A 14,101-nucleotide genomic window follows, 5' to 3' on the forward strand; every position below is an offset into this window, starting at 1 on the left:
CCGCGTGCCACCTCAGTGGTGGTGGTCATGCCCATAGCCGCTCGCGACCTCGCCGCATTCGTGCGGCGCGGTCCGGCACAGGCGCTGGTAGGCCAGCACCGTCCTGCGCCGCTCGGCCAGCGCGGCCGGGGTGCGGAACGGCGCGAGGATCTCCGCGAGCGAGTAGCTCACGCCGTTCTTCACCACGTAGCGCACGTCGGCCGCGGCCTTCAAGTCCTGCAGCGGGTTGCCGCGCACGATGGCCAGGTCGGCCAGCTTGCCCACCTCCACCGTGCCCAGGTCCTTGTCGACCAGGCTCATGCGCGCGGCATTGACCGTCACGTCCTGCAGCACCTGCAGATTCGAGTTGGTCAGCGCGGCGGCGCGCATGTTGTTGTGCAGCGCGATGCCCGGCGGCACCAGCGGCGAGTCGGTGCCGATGGCGATCATGGCGCCGGCCGTGCGCAGCTTGCTCACCTGGTCCTCCTGCAGCCGCGCGCTGGCCACGGCCGCCTCGGTCGGCGGCTGCGGATTGCCGCGCAGCACATCGAGGAAGTTCGGCGAGGTCAGCAGCTCGAAGCGGTCGCCGCCGGTCAGGTCCGCGCCGACGAAGGGATAGGCGAACAGGGCGGTGTGGATCAGCCGGAAGTCGCCCTTGCCGTGCAGGTCGTAGGCGTCCTGGTAGGTGGTGCCGCCGGCCGAGCGCGACCAGCCGTAGCCCAGGCGCTGCGGTGCCGACAGGTGCGTGGTCTCGGCCAGGCCCGAGGCCGCGCCCGGCGACAGGTTGTGCGTGCCGCTCGGGATGCCGATGTCGAGCGCCGCCTGCGCGATCTTGTGCATCAGCGGGATCGGTGCGCGCATGTAGGCCTTGAGGTAGTCCACGCCGAGCGTGCGCACCTTCGCGATCTCGAGGTCGGCCGCCTCGGGCGTGCGCACGCTGCGCGCGAAGCTCCAGGTGATGCGGTTGCCGTCCCACAGCGGCGGCGAGACGAACAGGCGCGGACCCAGCAGGTTCCCGGCCTCGAGCGCCTCGCGCATCTCGATGCTCTGGTGCAGCGGCCCGCCGACCGATTGCGTCGAGGTGACGCCGTAGGCCAGCATCGAGGCCGAGCCCTGGCCGTACTGGCCGCCCTGGTAGAGCGTCAGCGGATGCGAGTGGGCATCCCACAGGCCGGGCATCACGGTGAGGCCCGAGGCATCGACGTACTTGTCCGCGGCCTTGGCCACCGCCTCGTCGTGCGGCTGGATCGCGGTGATGCGGTTGCCCTTGATGACGATGTCGACGTCGTTCTGCAATTGGCCGTCCTTGCCGCTCCAGAGCTGGCCCGCGCGCACCACGGTCGTGCCCTGGGACGCTGCCTGCTTCCACGTCAGGCTCACGGGCACCTCGGTCGCGCCCGCGCCGTCGGCGCCGATGGTCTTGAGCTTGTCGGCGGCCTTGTAGAGCAGGGTGCGCGAGTCGCCGGCCCACGAGGGCAGGTCGGCGGCTTCGGTGGTGATGGCCTTGGCCGGGCCGTCGGGCGAACCGTCGGCCTTCAGCGGCATCACGTGCAGCACCGAGTCCATCACGAAAGCCACCTTGCTGCCGTCGGGCGAGACCACGGCCGCGCCTTCCTCGCGGTCCGAGATCTGGCGCGGCGCGTCGCCCACCGGGTAGAAGGTGCCGCTCTTCGTGCCGAGGTCGATCACGCGCAGCTTGTTGTAGCCCTCGAAGGAACGGCTGCTGACCGAGTCGTTGTCGACCACCACGATTTTCTTGCCGTCGCGCGTCCACTGCGGCGTGCTGATCTGCGAGCCCACCGCCTCGACCACCTTCTGCGCGGTCTTCGAGGCGATGTCCCAGACCTCGAGCGTGCCCGAGCCCGTGGTGTAGGCGATGCGGTCGCCCGCGGGCGACATCTTCGGCATCACCATCGACTTGCCGGTTTGCGCGCCGAGCCGCGTGCGCGCGCGGCTCGCGATGTCGATGCGGTCGATCGCGAGCGCGCCGCCGTTGCCCTTCTCGGTCGAGAAGTAGACCGCGCTACCGTCGGGCGTGAACTGCGGATTGCCGTCGCGGTCCTTGTCGTTGGTCAGGCGCACCGGCGTGCCGCCGATCGGCATCACCCAGATGTCGTTGAGCGCGACGAAGGCGATGCGGCGGCCGTCGGGCGAGATCACCGGGCTGCTGATGCCGCGCACCGGCTGGTCGCCGAGCACGCCGAAACCGCGTTCGCGCGACTTGGCGAACACCGGACGGCGCACCTCGAGCGTGGCGCTGAACGGCACTTCGGCGAGGCCGTCGCCGCCCGCGTTGCGGATCTTGATCTTGCCGTCGGCCGTGTAGAGAAAGCGCCCGCCGGGCAGCCAGCGCGGCGGGAAGGCGAACATGTCCTCGTTGGGCGCCACCACCTCCTTGCCGGCGACCACGATCGACTTGGTCGTGCCCTGGTAGGCCAGGCCCGAGCCGTCGGGCAGCCACACCGGCAGCACGCCGGCACCGACGAGTTTCGGTGCCTCGGTGCTGCCCATCGGCTGCGTGAAGATGCGCCGCGCGCTGACGAACGCGAGCTGCGTGCCGTCGGGCGAGACCACCGGATTGCTCTCGGTGCCCGCGCCCTGCGTGAGCGCCGAGTACTTGCGCGAGCCGAGCTCCACCTGCCAGATCTTGTACTGGCGGTCCTGGCTGCGGTCGGAGGCGAAGACCAGCGTGCGGCCATCGGGCGTCCAGGCCGGCTCGCGGTCGTCGAACGGGCCGCTGGTGATGCGCGTGAGGTCCGCGCCATTGGGCCGCACGGTCCAGATGTGGAAATTGCCTTCGGCATCGTAGTTCTGGAACGCGATGCTGCTGCCGTCGGGCGACCACACGGGCGAGGTCGGCTCCATGTCCCAGCCCGTGATGCGCGTGGCCTTGCCGCCGGCGATCGGCACCACCCACAGCACGCCCTGCGCGGTGAAGGCCACGCGCTGGCCGTCGGGCGAGGGCGCGGCCGCCATGTTGGTGCCCTCGTGGAACTCGATCGCGACGTCCTTGGTGCTGCCCTGCAGCGTGCTCAGTGCCTGGATCTTCACGGGCGGTTCGTTGTTGCCGCCATCGCCGCCGCCCGGGCCGCCGCCGCCCGCGATCGGCAGGAAGCCGCTGCCACCACCCCCGCCGCCGCAGGCCGTGGCGAGCAACGCGGCCACGGCAACGGCCGCCAGCGCATGGCGCCGCGGTCGCGATGAAGAGGGATGCGAAAACGACGGGCGTGACGAAGCCAACGCTGCATGGCGCTTGTTCATGGTCTGTCTCCAATGAGGTGTTATTGCGGTCCGCGGATGCGGCCGATCTGCACATCGGCGCGATCGCCAATGTCGAAACCAGTGTTGGAAATCTTCCTTACCGATTACTTACCCTGGCCCTCTGTACAGGCGTGCATCGGCCCTGGTGCGGGTCGATTTTTTTGCATGGCGCCATGAGGGTTTGGCATTCGCGAAGGGCGTTGCCAATTCGGATCGATGAATTGCGCGCAGCGATGCTGCAATGGCGCAATGAATGGGCGCGATGACGCGCGCCAATTCAAAGAGAGGGCGGCATCAAAGCGGAGCCGCCACGCCCATCCACTCGCGCAGCACCTCGTCGGTGTGCTCGCCCAGGCGCGGCGCCATCGCGCCGGCGGCCAGCGGGGTGCGCGTCCATCGCACGGTCGGCGACAGGCCCCGGTACCAGCGGCCTGCGGCATCCTGGTAACGATGCACGACGCCGCGCTCGGCGTTCTCCAGCGAATCGATCAATTCGCCGAGCTCGGGGCAGGCGGCCACGGGAATGTCCGCGTCCGCCAGCAATTGCAGCCAGGTTGCGGTGCTGCGCGTGGCGAGCCGGCTTTCCACATAGGCATACACGGCATCGATGTGCTTCGTGCGGTTCGCCATGCTGCGAAAGCGCGCATCGCGGTCCCAGAGTTCGCCGTCGCCCACCAGGCGCATGAACGACTCCCAGTGGCGGTCGGTGTAGACGATGGTGCAGATCCAGCCGTCGACCGTCCGGTAGGGCCGGCGGTAGGCCGACAGCAGGCGCGGGTTGCCGGCCAGCGCGGCATCGTTGGCCGCGAAGGTGGCGGCGCCCAGGTGGTCGCTGAGCATGAAGGAGGCCATGGTCTCGTACATCGGCACCTCGATGTACTGGCCTTGCTCGGCCCGGCGCTGCTGCAGCAGCGCGGCGAGCACCGTCTGCACCACGTACAGGCCCACCGTCTTGTCGGCGATGTTGAGCGGCAGGTAGCGCGGGCGTCCGTCCGCGGCGCGGGCCACCAGGCCCGGCAGTCCGACCATGCCCTGGATCAGGTCGTCGTAGGCCGGCTTGCCCGCGTCGGGGCCGTGCTCGGCGAAGCCGGCCAGGAAGACGTAGACCAGCCGCGGGTTGTGGCGGTGCAGGGTGTCCCAGTCCAGCCCCAGTTTGGCGAGCGCCTTCTTGCGCATGTTGGTGACGAACACGTCGCTGGCCTGCGCGGCACGCGCGATCACCTCGCGCGATTCGGGCCGCTTGAGGTCCAGGCAGACGCTGCGCTTGCCGCGGTTGAGGTTCAGGTAGACCGGCCCCATGCCCGGCTCGAGGTGCGGGCCCATCTCGCGCATGATGTCGCCCTCGGGCGGCTCGAGCTTGACCACGTCGGCGCCGTACTCCGCCAGCATCTGGGTCGCGAACGGACCCATGATGACGCTGGTGAGGTCGAGGATCCGGATGCCGGACAGCGGCAGTTCGGCGTTGCGCGTCGCGGCGGTCGTCATTGGGCCTCGATGCCGGCTTTCTTGACGATGTCGCCCCACTTGCGGATCTCGCTCGCCACGTAGCGCCGCGTCGCGGCCACGTCCATGGTGCCCGGCGTGGTCGCCTGCTCGTCGAGCGTCCTGCGGAAGCCGGGCTCGCCCATCGATTGCAGCGCCAGCGCATTGAGCTTCTCGAGGATGGCCGGCGGCGTGCCCGCGGGCGCGTAGAGCCCGATCCAGATCTCGGTTTCGTAGCCGGGCACGCCCTGCTCGGCGATGGTCGGCACCTCGGCCAGCGCGGGATTGCGTTCGCGCGTCGAGACGCCGATGGCGCGCAGGCTGCCGACCTTCACGTACTTCAGCGCGCTCAGGCCGTCGACGAAGGAGGCCTGAATCTGGCCGCCGAGCAGGTCGTTCACCGCGAGCGCCGTGCCCTTGTAGGGCACGTGGATCAGCGGCGCACCGGTGCGGCTCGCGAGCAGCTCGCCCGACAGGTGCGTGGTGCCGCCCGTGCCCGAGGAGCCGTAGGTGACGCCCTTGTTCTTGCGCGCGTAGTCCAGCAGCTCGGGCACCGTCGCCACCGGCAGCGACGGGTTCACCAGCAGCACGTTGGGCGTGCGCGCCAGCATGGCGATGGGCGCGAAGTCCTTCTCGGTGTCGTAGGGCAGGTTCTTCGTGATCGAGGGGTTCACCACGTGCGCCGTGGTGGTGATCAGCAGCGTGTAGCCGTCGGGCCTGGCGCGCGCGACCCGGGTCGCGCCGATCACGCCGCCGGCACCGGGCTTGTTGTCGACGATGGCGGTCTGCCGCAGCTTCTCCTGCACCGTCTTCGCGAACTGCCGGGCCAGGATGTCGGTCATGCCGCCGGCCGCGAAGGGCACCACCAGCGTGAGCGGTTGCGAGGGATAGTCGTCGGCATGCGCGGCGCCGAGGGCGAAGGGCAGCGCGAACAGGGCGCACAGGGCGCACAGGGCGCGGCGCAGGGGCTTGAACTTCATGGTGTCTCCTTGGATGTCTCGTGGGCTCGCCGGTGCCGTCTCAGCGGCGCTTGCGGTTCGCGAGGAAGGCTTCCATGTAGCGCTTGGGCTCGTCGCTCTCGTAGGCGCTCACGAGGCCGGCGATGCCGACGTTGATGGCTTCCTGCAGCGGCATGCGCTCCCAGTCGCGGATCAGCTTCTTCTGGATGCGCATCGCGAGCGGGCCGTTGGCCTCGATCTCGGCCTGCCAGTGCGCGAGGGCGGCATCGAGGTCGTCCTCGCCCGCGACGTCGGTGATCAGGCCCCAGTCGAGCGCCAGCGCGGCCGGGATGATGCGGCCGCTGAGCAGCAGGTCGCGCGTGCGCGTGACGCCGATCATGCCGGGCAGCATCGCGCCGTGGATCACCGAGGGCACGCCGAGCTTGACCTCGGGCATGCCGAACCTGGCGTCGCGCGCGGCCAGCTTGATGTCGCAGACGGCGGCCACCTCCATGCCGGCGCCCAGGCAGTAGCCCGAGATCACCGACATCGTGGCGAAGGGGATGTCGCGGATGGTCTCGCACAGCCGCCACACGCTGCGGATGTAGGCATCGATGTCGCGCCTGGAGGCGTCCTTCAGGAACTTGATGTCGGCGCCGCCGAGGAAGGCGCTGTCGCCGCCGCGGATCACGAGCAGCTTCGTGGTCTCGTCGGCGGCCAGTTCCTGCAGCGTGTCGGCGTAGATGTGGGCGGCATCCCCGGTCAGCAGGTTCAGCCGGCCGTTGTCGAAACGGACCGTGACGACGCCTTCGGCGGTGCGGGCGACATGGCATTGGGGACGGGTGTCGGAGGGATGCATGGGATGTCTCTGGTCTGTGTGAGCCGGCGCATCTTGCGCGGCGAAGTCCCATGCCACAATGGAATTTTTCTACTGCATTCAGTAGAAGACGGAATGAATATCTCCTTTCGCCAGTTGCAGGTCTTCCTCGCCGTCTACGAGGCCGGCAGCTTCACCGTGGCGGCGAACGGCCTGCACATCTCGCAGTCCGCGGCGAGCAAGATGGTCGCCGAGCTCGAGAACCAGCTCGGCATGCCCCTGTTCGAGCGCACCACGCGCACCGTGGTGCCCAACGATGCGGCGCGCGAGTTCTTCGAGTTCGCCCAGGACGTGACGGCCACCATGGCGACCGCCAAGCGCAGCATCACCGAGCTGATCACGCTGGAGCGCGGCAAGGTCAGCGTGGCCGCCTCGCCGCTGATGCACTACGGCCTGCTCGCGGGGCCGATCGCGAGCTACCGCCAGCGCTATCCCGGCATCGACTTCGAGATCCACGAATGCTCGACCGACGAGACGCTCGACCGCGTGCGTTCGGGCGTGGTGGACATCGGCTTCTGCGCCACGGATTCCGAGATCAGCGGCCTCGAGGCCACCGTGGCGATCGAGGACGCGATGTATGCCATCGTCGACGACGCGCATCCGCTCGCGCGCCGGCGTTCGATCCGGGCCGCGGAGCTGCTGCCCTACAACTACATCTCGCTGCGCGATTCCTACAGCATCCGCCGCACGCTCGACCAGATCTTCGCGCGCACGCAGCTGCGCTTCGAGAACCACATCGAGGTCGGTTCGCTCACGGCGGCGCTGGGCTTCGCGCGGCAGGGCGCCGGCTTCCTGATCGTGCCGGGCTATGCCGCCGACATCGCGCAGCAGTGGGGCATGCGGCGGATCGCGATCTCCGACCTCGCGAGCTTCCGCCACCGGATCTCGCTGATCCGTCGCCGCACCACGCGGCTGTCGGTGGCCGCGCGGCATTGGCTCGCGGTGTTGCCGCAGAGCTTTCCGTTGCTGAAGTGAGCGGGCGCTCGCGCGCTTCCATGCCGCCGGTGCCAGGTGTCTGTTTATAATAATAGTTCTCATTTGCATCGTAGGGCCCTCGCGCCCTCTCTTGTGTAGACACCGTCGCCATGGGCCCGCGCGCCACTCCAATGCAAGCCGTCGAGGCCTTCTATGCCGACCACCACGGCTGGCTCCAGGCCCTGCTGCGCAGGAAGCTCGGCGACATCCACCACGCGGCCGACCTGGCGCACGACACCTTCCTCGCGCTGGTCGCCGCGCCCTCGAAGGCGCAGCAGCTGCACGAGCCGCGCGCCTACCTGCGCACCGTCGCGCACGGGCTGCTGGTCGATCACTTCCGCCGCCGCGCGCTCGAGCAGGCCTACCTCGAGCAACTGGCCGCCATGCCCGAGCCGCTGGCGCCCTCGCCCGAGGACCGCCTGCTCGTGATCGAGGCGCTGCACCGCATCGACGCCATGCTCGACGCGCTGCCCGCGCGCACGCGCACCGTGTTCCTGCTGTCGCAGCTCGAGGGCCTGGGCTACGAGGAGATCGCGCAGCGCCTCGAGGTGTCGGTGCGTACCGTCAAGCGCGACATGCGCGCGGGTTTTGCCCAATGCATCGCCTCGATGCTTTGAACGCCATGCGCCCGCGCAGCGCCGACCCGGTGGTGCTGCAGGCCGCGGACTGGCTCGTGAAGCTGCATGCCGGCGAGATGGACGAGGCCGGGCACCGCGCCCTGCATGCCTGGCGCGCGCAGGCGCCCGAGCACGAACGCGCCTGGCAGGCCGCCGACGAACTGGCGCGCACCTTCGGTCGCGTGCCGACGGGACTCGGCGTGCCCACGCTCGAGAGCGCGCGCCGCCTGCGCCGCCGCGTGCTGCTGCGCTCCACGGTGCTGCTGGCCACCGGCGGTCCTGCCGCCTGGCTGGCCTGGCGCACCTGGGGCGTCGAGCTCGCCGCCGAGTACCGCACGGCTGTCGGCGAACGGCGCGGCTTCGTGCTGGCCGATGGCACCCGGCTGCTGCTCGACACCGGCAGCGCGGCCGACGTGGTGTTCGACGAGCGCGAGCGGGTGGTGCTGCTGCGCGCGGGCCGGATCCTGGTCGAGACCAGCCATGCCGCCGGGCTGCCCGCGCGGCCGTTCTTCGTGCAGACCGCGCAGGGCCGGGTGCGCGCGCTCGGCACGCGCTTCACGGTGCGCGGCGGCGACGAGCGCACGCGCGTGGCGGTGCTCGAGCACGCGGTCGAGATCGCGCCGCGCGCAACCGACGCGACCCGCGTCGTCGTGCGCGCCGGCCAGGAGGTCGACTTCACGCGCGACGCCGCCGGCACGCCGCGCGCCATCGCGGCCGGTGCCGATGCCTGGTCGCAGGGCGCGCTGGTGGCCGACCGGCAACGGCTCGAGGACTTCCTCGCCGAGCTCTCGCGCTACCGCTCCGGCGTGCTGCACTGCGCGCCCGAGGTCGCGAACCTGCGCATCTCGGGCGTGTTCCAGGTCGCCGACACCGACCAAGTGCTCGCCACCCTGGCGCAGACGCTGCCGGTGCAGGTCCGAACGCGCACGCGCTACTGGGTCACGGTCGGGGCGCGCGCACCGGGGTAAGGGCGGCGCGCGCGCATCGCGGCGCTGCGTGTCCCTTTTTCTGCGCTCGTTCGACAAGTCAGAAAGCAACACCTTTTCACCGACTTGTCGACCGGACCCGCCATGCCTTCCTCCTTCGCTTCGCGCCATCGCTTCACCGCCATCGCCTTCGCCGCGGCGCTCGCCGCCGCGCTGCCGCCCGCCATCGCCCGGGCCGCCGACGCGCCATCCACCCAGGCCATCGCGCCCGGGCCATTGAGCCAGGCGCTCTACGGCTTCGCGAGCGCGAACGGCATCACGCTGTCCTTCGATCCCGCGCTGACCGAGGGCCTGCGCTCGCCCGGCCTCGAAGGCGGCCAGGGCATCGAGCAGGGCCTGCGGCGCCTGCTGGCCGGCAGCGGCCTCGAGGCGGTGCCGGTCGCGCCCGGCAACTACCGCCTGCGCAAGGCGGCCACCGATGGCGCCGCGGCATCGGGCGACGGCGGCCTCGCCCCCGTGGTGGTGACCGCGCGCGGCGAGCGCAGCGCGCTCACCGAAGGCAGCGGCTCCTATGCCGCCCGCGCCGTGACCGTGGCCGGCAAGACGCCCACGCCGTGGAAGGACGTGCCGAACTCGGTCTCGGTCATCACGCGCCAGCAGATGGACGACCAGAACATGACCACGGTCGAGGACGCGCTGCGCCAGACCGTCGGCGTCACCGCCATTCCCTACGGCGACGGCACCGCCTATTTCCAGTCGCGCGGCTATGCCTCCGAGGTGCAGTACGACGGCCTGCCGTTCAACAACGGCATCCAGTACCTGCGCCAGTTCGACCTCTCGATGTACGACCGCGTCGAGGTGTTCCGCGGCCCCGCCGGCGTGCTGCAGGGATCGGGCACGCCGGCCGGCACCGTGAACCTGGTGCGCAAGCGGCCGCTGGCCGAGCCCGCGATCTCGGGCCTGCTGTCGGCCGGCTCGTGGAACCAGCACCGCGGCGAGATCGACATCAGCCGCCCGCTCAACGAGGCCGGCACGGTGCGCGGCCGCGCGCTGCTGTCCTCCGAGGGCGGCGACAGCTTCCGCACCCAGGGCACGAGCCGCCACACGCTGGGCTATGCGATCGTCGAGGCAGACCTCGGTCCGCGCTCGACGCTGAGCCTGTCGGGCAGCGTGCAGCCACAGCACGACCGCGGCATCGACTACGGCCCGGGCACCTACACCAATGGCAGCTTCCTCAATGCGCCGCGCAAGACCTTCTTCGGCACCGACTGGAGCGGCAGCTCGGGCACCGCCAAGGAGGTCTATGCCGAGTTCGTGCACCGCTTCGACGACGACTGGGTCGCGAAGGCCGCCTACATCCGGCGCAGCATCGACGGCGACTCGCGCTACGGCTACATCAACGGCCTGGTGCGCCTCGACAACCGCGCGGCCTACACGCTGCAGGCCCAGAGCGGCGAGACCACCTGGCAGGGGCTGGACCTGAACCTCGCGGGCAGCTTCAAGTTGTGGGGCCGCAAGCACGACCTGCTGATCGGCGCCAACCACTCGAAGCGCGACGAGACCTCGCTCTCGGGCTCGGTCGGCATCCCGCAGGTCGACATCTACAACCTCTACGTCCCCGACCGCCCGATCCCGTTCCGCTTCGGCAGCAACATGCGCAGCGAGCAGAGCGGCCTCTACGGCCAGACGCGGCTGCGGCTCGCCGACCCGCTCACGCTGGTGCTCGGCGGCCGCGTGAGCCATTACCAGAGCGAGAGCCAGACGCTGCTGCCCACGCCCGGCACGTGGAAACGCGATGCCGGCGGCGTGAATCACAAGTTCTCGCCCTATGGCGGCCTGGTCTACGAACTGCGGCCCGACATCTCGGTCTACGGCAGCTACAGCGACATCTTCATTCCGCAGACCCAGCTCGCGGTCGGCAATGCCGCCTTGCTGCCGCGCGTGGGCCGGCAGTTCGAGATCGGCACCAAGGGCAGCTTCATGGACGGCCGCCTCAACGCCTCGCTGGCCGCCTTCCGCATCGAGGACCGCAACCGCGCCGTCACCGATCCCGACAACCCCGGCTTCTTCGTCGCCGAGGGCAAAGTCCGCAGCAAGGGCTGGGAGGCCGAGGTCTCGGGCAGCCTCGCGCGCGGCTGGGACCTCTACGCGGGCTACACCCGGCTCGACACGCGCTACGCCGACGACCCGAGCAACGCCGGCAAGCCCTTCTCGAGCGAGGAGCCCAAGCACACCGTCAAGCTCTGGACGCGCTACGAGTTCCAGCAGCCTTCGGTCGCGGGCCTGCATGTGGGCCTGGGCGTGCGCGCCGTCAGCAAGACCGACCGCGGCGCGGCCGTGCAGGGCGGCTATGCCGTGGCCGATGCGCAGGTCGGCTACCGCTTCAACAGGAACCTGTCGCTGACGCTCGACGTGCACAACCTGTTCGATCGCGTCTACTACGCGCGGCTGCCTTCGCGCTTCTACAGCGTGTATGGCGATCCGCGCAATGTGCGGCTGACCTTGCGCGCGAGCTATTGAGGTCGCGCGCGGATCCGGTGCACGGGACGGCGCAGAATGCCGGGCTTCCGATCGCAGCCGATTCCCCGTTTCCATGCACGACCGCTTCCTCGACGACATCCGCCGCAACCCGAACAACCGCGCCATCCTCGAGCGCTGGGATGCGCTGGCCCTGCCCGACGGCTGGCTGGTCGCGGGTTGCCTGTTCCAGACCGTCTGGAACCTGCGCTCGGGCGACGCGCCGGAAGCGCGGATCAAGGACTACGACCTGTTCTACTTCGATGCCGAGGACCTGAGCCAGGCCGGCGAGGCGCGCGTGCAGGCGCGTGCCGATGCGCTGCTCGGCGACCTCGGCATCGAGGTCGAGGTGGCGAACCAGGCGCGCGTGCATCTCTGGTACGAGTCGCACTTCGGCGAGCGCTACGACGCATTGCACAGCGCGCGCGACGGCATCGACCGCTTCCTCGTGCCCGCCACCTGCGTCGGCGTGCGGCCCGGCGAGCTTTATGCGCCGAACGGCCTGGAACTGCTGTACGAGGGCGTGCTCACGATCAATCCGCTGGTGCCGCACCGCGAACTGTTCGAGCGCAAGGCGGCCTCGTACCTCGCACGCTGGCCTTGGCTTCGCATCGAGCCCTGAGCGATGCGCTAACATGCGGCCCGCGGTTGCAAGCCGCGCCCGGGCCCGCGGGAAGGGTTGAACCCACTTGCTTTCGCACGCTGAGCAACCAGCAGTCCTTTGTGCAGCCGAATTTGCGGGTCTTCGGCGTCGATGCACGGAGGTTCCTGTGAAGCGCATCCCCCCTCGGCCCGACCTGGGCCATCTCAAGAAGCAAGCCAAGACGCTGCTGTCGTCCTACCGCCAGGGCGACGCGGCGGCCATCGCGCAGTTCCGCGCGCACCTGCCGGCCGCGGCCGCGAGGAGCGACGCGGCCATTGCCGCGATGGACCTGCGATTGCACGACGCGCAGTCGTGCATCGCGCGCGAATACGGCTTCGTCTCCTGGGCCGACCTGCAGGGCTTCGTGCTCGCGCGCCAGGCCGCCGTGGCCGATCCCGCGAGGGCGCTGCGGCACTGGCTGGCCCTGGTCTATGCGGGCGACGTGGCCGGCGGCAACAACGCAGCGCGGCCCGCGGTGGCCGAGCGATTGCTCGCCGAGACGCCGCGGTTGCTCGGCGACGATCCCTGGCTGGCCTGCGCCGTCGGCGACGAGGCCGCGTTGCGCGCCGCGATCGCGCGCGATCCCTCATGGGTGCATCGCGCGGGCGGGCCGCTGAAGCTGCCGCCGCTGGTGGCCGTCACGCACTCGGCCTTCCTGCAATTGCCGGCGTACCGCGACCGCATGCGCGCCTGCGTGCGCCTGCTGCTCGAGGCCGGCGCGGATGCCGACCAGTCCATCGGCAACCGCTGGCCGCCCGCCTCGCTGGCCGCGCCGAACGAGGACGAGCGGCTCACGGCGCTGTTCGGCGCGGCCGGCCAGCAACGCGATCCGCAAACCACGCGGCTGCTGCTCGATGCCGGCGCCGATCCCGACGACAACGAGTCGCTCTACCACTCGCTCGAGAACCGCGCCTGCACCGCGCTGCTGCTCGCGGCGGGCGCGCGCGTGACCGGCACCAACGCGCTCTACCGCGTGCTCGACCTCGACGATGTCGAGGCGCTGAAGCTGCTGCTCGCCCATGGCGGCGATGCCAACGAGGGCGCCGGCAGCGCGCCGACCCATGAGTGGGGCACGCCGTTGCTGTGGGCGATTCGCCGTCGCCGTTCGCCGGCCCACATCGAAGCCCTGCTGGCCGCGGGTGCCGATACCTCGGCGCGCACGCGCGAGGGCATCGATGCGCGCACGCTGGCGTTACGCTTCGGGCTGGTGGAGGTGGCGCGCCTGCTCGAAGGCACCGGTGGCGAGGCACAGGACGCGCCGCAGGAAGCTTTCATCGCGGCCTGCGCGCGCGCCGACGAGCCGGCCGCCCGCGCGCTGCAGGCCGTGCATCCCGGCCTCGTCGACACGCTGTCGGAATCGCAGCTTCGCCTCCTGTCCGAACTCGCGGCGCAGGAAGGCTGCGGCGATGCGGTGCGGACCATGGTGCGCTGCGGCTGGCCGATCGCCGCGCGCGGCGGCGACTGGGATGCCTCGGCGCTGAACCAGGCCGTGTTCCGTGGCGATGCCGCGCTCGCGCGCTTCCTGCTCGAGCACGGCGCGAGCTGGACCGAGAAGCACGGCTATGGCGACAACGCCATCGGCTCGCTGTCATGGGCCTCGTACAACCAGCCCGTCGAGGGCGGCGATTGGCTGGGTTGCGCCGAGGCCCTGGTCGCGCATGGCATGCCGACCGCGCGACCCGATCCGGCCAGTGCCGATACGGTGCTGATCGACGGGACGCGCAAGGCGTTCTCGGAAGAGGTCACGGAATTCCTGCTCGCCGCGACGCCCGGATGAGTGACGAAGATCGGGAACGAGATGGCCCTTTCCGAAAGAGCGGCTATTGGAAACTTCTTACACCCGATAGCTCGCTGAAATAGATTTCGCGTGCGAATGCCAGAGGCAA

10 protein-coding genes are annotated in these 14,101 nt (G+C 70.2%); 6 read left to right on the forward strand and 4 right to left on the reverse strand.

Annotation, left to right across the window (positions count from 1 at the left end; genetic code table 11):
* Positions 1 to 12: 12 nt before the first annotated feature.
* From AC1HIL_RS38430 to AC1HIL_RS38445, 4 genes are all read right to left on the reverse strand, one after another.
* The gene (locus AC1HIL_RS38430; protein ID WP_479669614.1) at positions 13 to 3,240 is read right to left on the reverse strand and encodes an amidohydrolase family protein; all 3,228 of its coding nucleotides are present in this window, start codon (positions 3,238 to 3,240) and stop codon (positions 13 to 15) included.
* Positions 3,241 to 3,534: 294 nt separating this feature from the next.
* Positions 3,535 to 4,725: a CaiB/BaiF CoA transferase family protein gene (locus AC1HIL_RS38435; protein WP_479669613.1), complete on the reverse strand. Its 1,191-nt coding sequence runs from the start codon at positions 4,723 to 4,725 to the stop codon at positions 3,535 to 3,537.
* Entirely contained in the window at positions 4,722 to 5,702 is a 981-nt protein-coding gene (locus AC1HIL_RS38440; protein ID WP_479669611.1) for a Bug family tripartite tricarboxylate transporter substrate binding protein, read from the reverse strand. The genes AC1HIL_RS38435 and AC1HIL_RS38440 overlap by 4 nt, the downstream gene beginning before the upstream one ends.
* Before the next feature lie 40 nt (positions 5,703 to 5,742).
* The gene (locus tag AC1HIL_RS38445; RefSeq protein ID WP_479669610.1) at positions 5,743 to 6,519 is read right to left on the reverse strand and encodes an enoyl-CoA hydratase-related protein; all 777 of its coding nucleotides are present in this window, start codon (positions 6,517 to 6,519) and stop codon (positions 5,743 to 5,745) included.
* A 93-nt stretch (positions 6,520 to 6,612) separates the two neighbouring features.
* Here AC1HIL_RS38445 and AC1HIL_RS38450 point away from each other — a divergent pair, with 93 nt between their 5' ends.
* The 6 genes from AC1HIL_RS38450 to AC1HIL_RS38475 all read left to right on the forward strand — a co-directional run bounded on the left by AC1HIL_RS38450 (position 6,613) and on the right by AC1HIL_RS38475 (position 13,992).
* A complete protein-coding gene (locus AC1HIL_RS38450) occupies positions 6,613 to 7,512 on the forward strand; it encodes a LysR family transcriptional regulator (protein WP_057589988.1) in 900 nt (299 codons plus the stop codon).
* Positions 7,513 to 7,643: 131 nt separating this feature from the next.
* Positions 7,644 to 8,129, forward strand: coding sequence for a sigma-70 family RNA polymerase sigma factor (locus tag AC1HIL_RS38455; protein WP_261206237.1), 486 nt, complete (start codon positions 7,644 to 7,646; stop codon positions 8,127 to 8,129).
* A 5-nt stretch (positions 8,130 to 8,134) separates the two neighbouring features.
* Positions 8,135 to 9,097: a FecR domain-containing protein gene (locus tag AC1HIL_RS38460; RefSeq protein WP_479669609.1), complete on the forward strand. Its 963-nt coding sequence runs from the start codon at positions 8,135 to 8,137 to the stop codon at positions 9,095 to 9,097.
* A gap of 102 nt (positions 9,098 to 9,199) precedes the next feature.
* Complete coding sequence (locus AC1HIL_RS38465) at positions 9,200 to 11,575, forward strand: TonB-dependent siderophore receptor (RefSeq protein ID WP_479669608.1); 2,376 nt, start codon at positions 9,200 to 9,202, stop codon at positions 11,573 to 11,575.
* Between the two features lie 73 nt (positions 11,576 to 11,648).
* Entirely contained in the window at positions 11,649 to 12,194 is a 546-nt protein-coding gene (locus tag AC1HIL_RS38470; RefSeq protein ID WP_479669607.1) for a nucleotidyltransferase family protein, read from the forward strand.
* A 148-nt stretch (positions 12,195 to 12,342) separates the two neighbouring features.
* Positions 12,343 to 13,992 carry an ankyrin repeat domain-containing protein gene (locus tag AC1HIL_RS38475; protein ID WP_479669606.1) on the forward strand — a complete coding sequence of 550 codons (1,650 nt, stop codon included), beginning with the start codon at positions 12,343 to 12,345 and terminating at the stop codon, positions 13,990 to 13,992.
* The last annotated feature ends 109 nt before the right edge of the window (positions 13,993 to 14,101 follow it).

Source organism: Variovorax sp. ISS6, from assembly GCF_056523145.1.

What these genes read in the sequence shown, in the direction of transcription:
- AC1HIL_RS38430 (WP_479669614.1), bottom strand. Translation starts at nt 3,240, where the DNA reads ATGAACAAGCGCCATGCAGCGTTGGCTTCGTCACGCCCGTCGTTTTCG.
- AC1HIL_RS38460 (WP_479669609.1), top strand. Translation starts at nt 8,135, where the DNA reads ATGCGCCCGCGCAGCGCCGACCCGGTGGTGCTGCAGGCCGCGGACTGG.
- AC1HIL_RS38445 (WP_479669610.1), bottom strand. Translation starts at nt 6,519, where the DNA reads ATGCATCCCTCCGACACCCGTCCCCAATGCCATGTCGCCCGCACCGCC.
- AC1HIL_RS38450 (WP_057589988.1), top strand. Translation starts at nt 6,613, where the DNA reads ATGAATATCTCCTTTCGCCAGTTGCAGGTCTTCCTCGCCGTCTACGAG.
- AC1HIL_RS38440 (WP_479669611.1), bottom strand. Translation starts at nt 5,702, where the DNA reads ATGAAGTTCAAGCCCCTGCGCCGCGCCCTGTGCGCCCTGTGCGCCCTG.
- AC1HIL_RS38455 (WP_261206237.1), top strand. Translation starts at nt 7,644, where the DNA reads ATGCAAGCCGTCGAGGCCTTCTATGCCGACCACCACGGCTGGCTCCAG.
- AC1HIL_RS38470 (WP_479669607.1), top strand. Translation starts at nt 11,649, where the DNA reads ATGCACGACCGCTTCCTCGACGACATCCGCCGCAACCCGAACAACCGC.
- AC1HIL_RS38465 (WP_479669608.1), top strand. Translation starts at nt 9,200, where the DNA reads ATGCCTTCCTCCTTCGCTTCGCGCCATCGCTTCACCGCCATCGCCTTC.
- AC1HIL_RS38435 (WP_479669613.1), bottom strand. Translation starts at nt 4,725, where the DNA reads ATGACGACCGCCGCGACGCGCAACGCCGAACTGCCGCTGTCCGGCATC.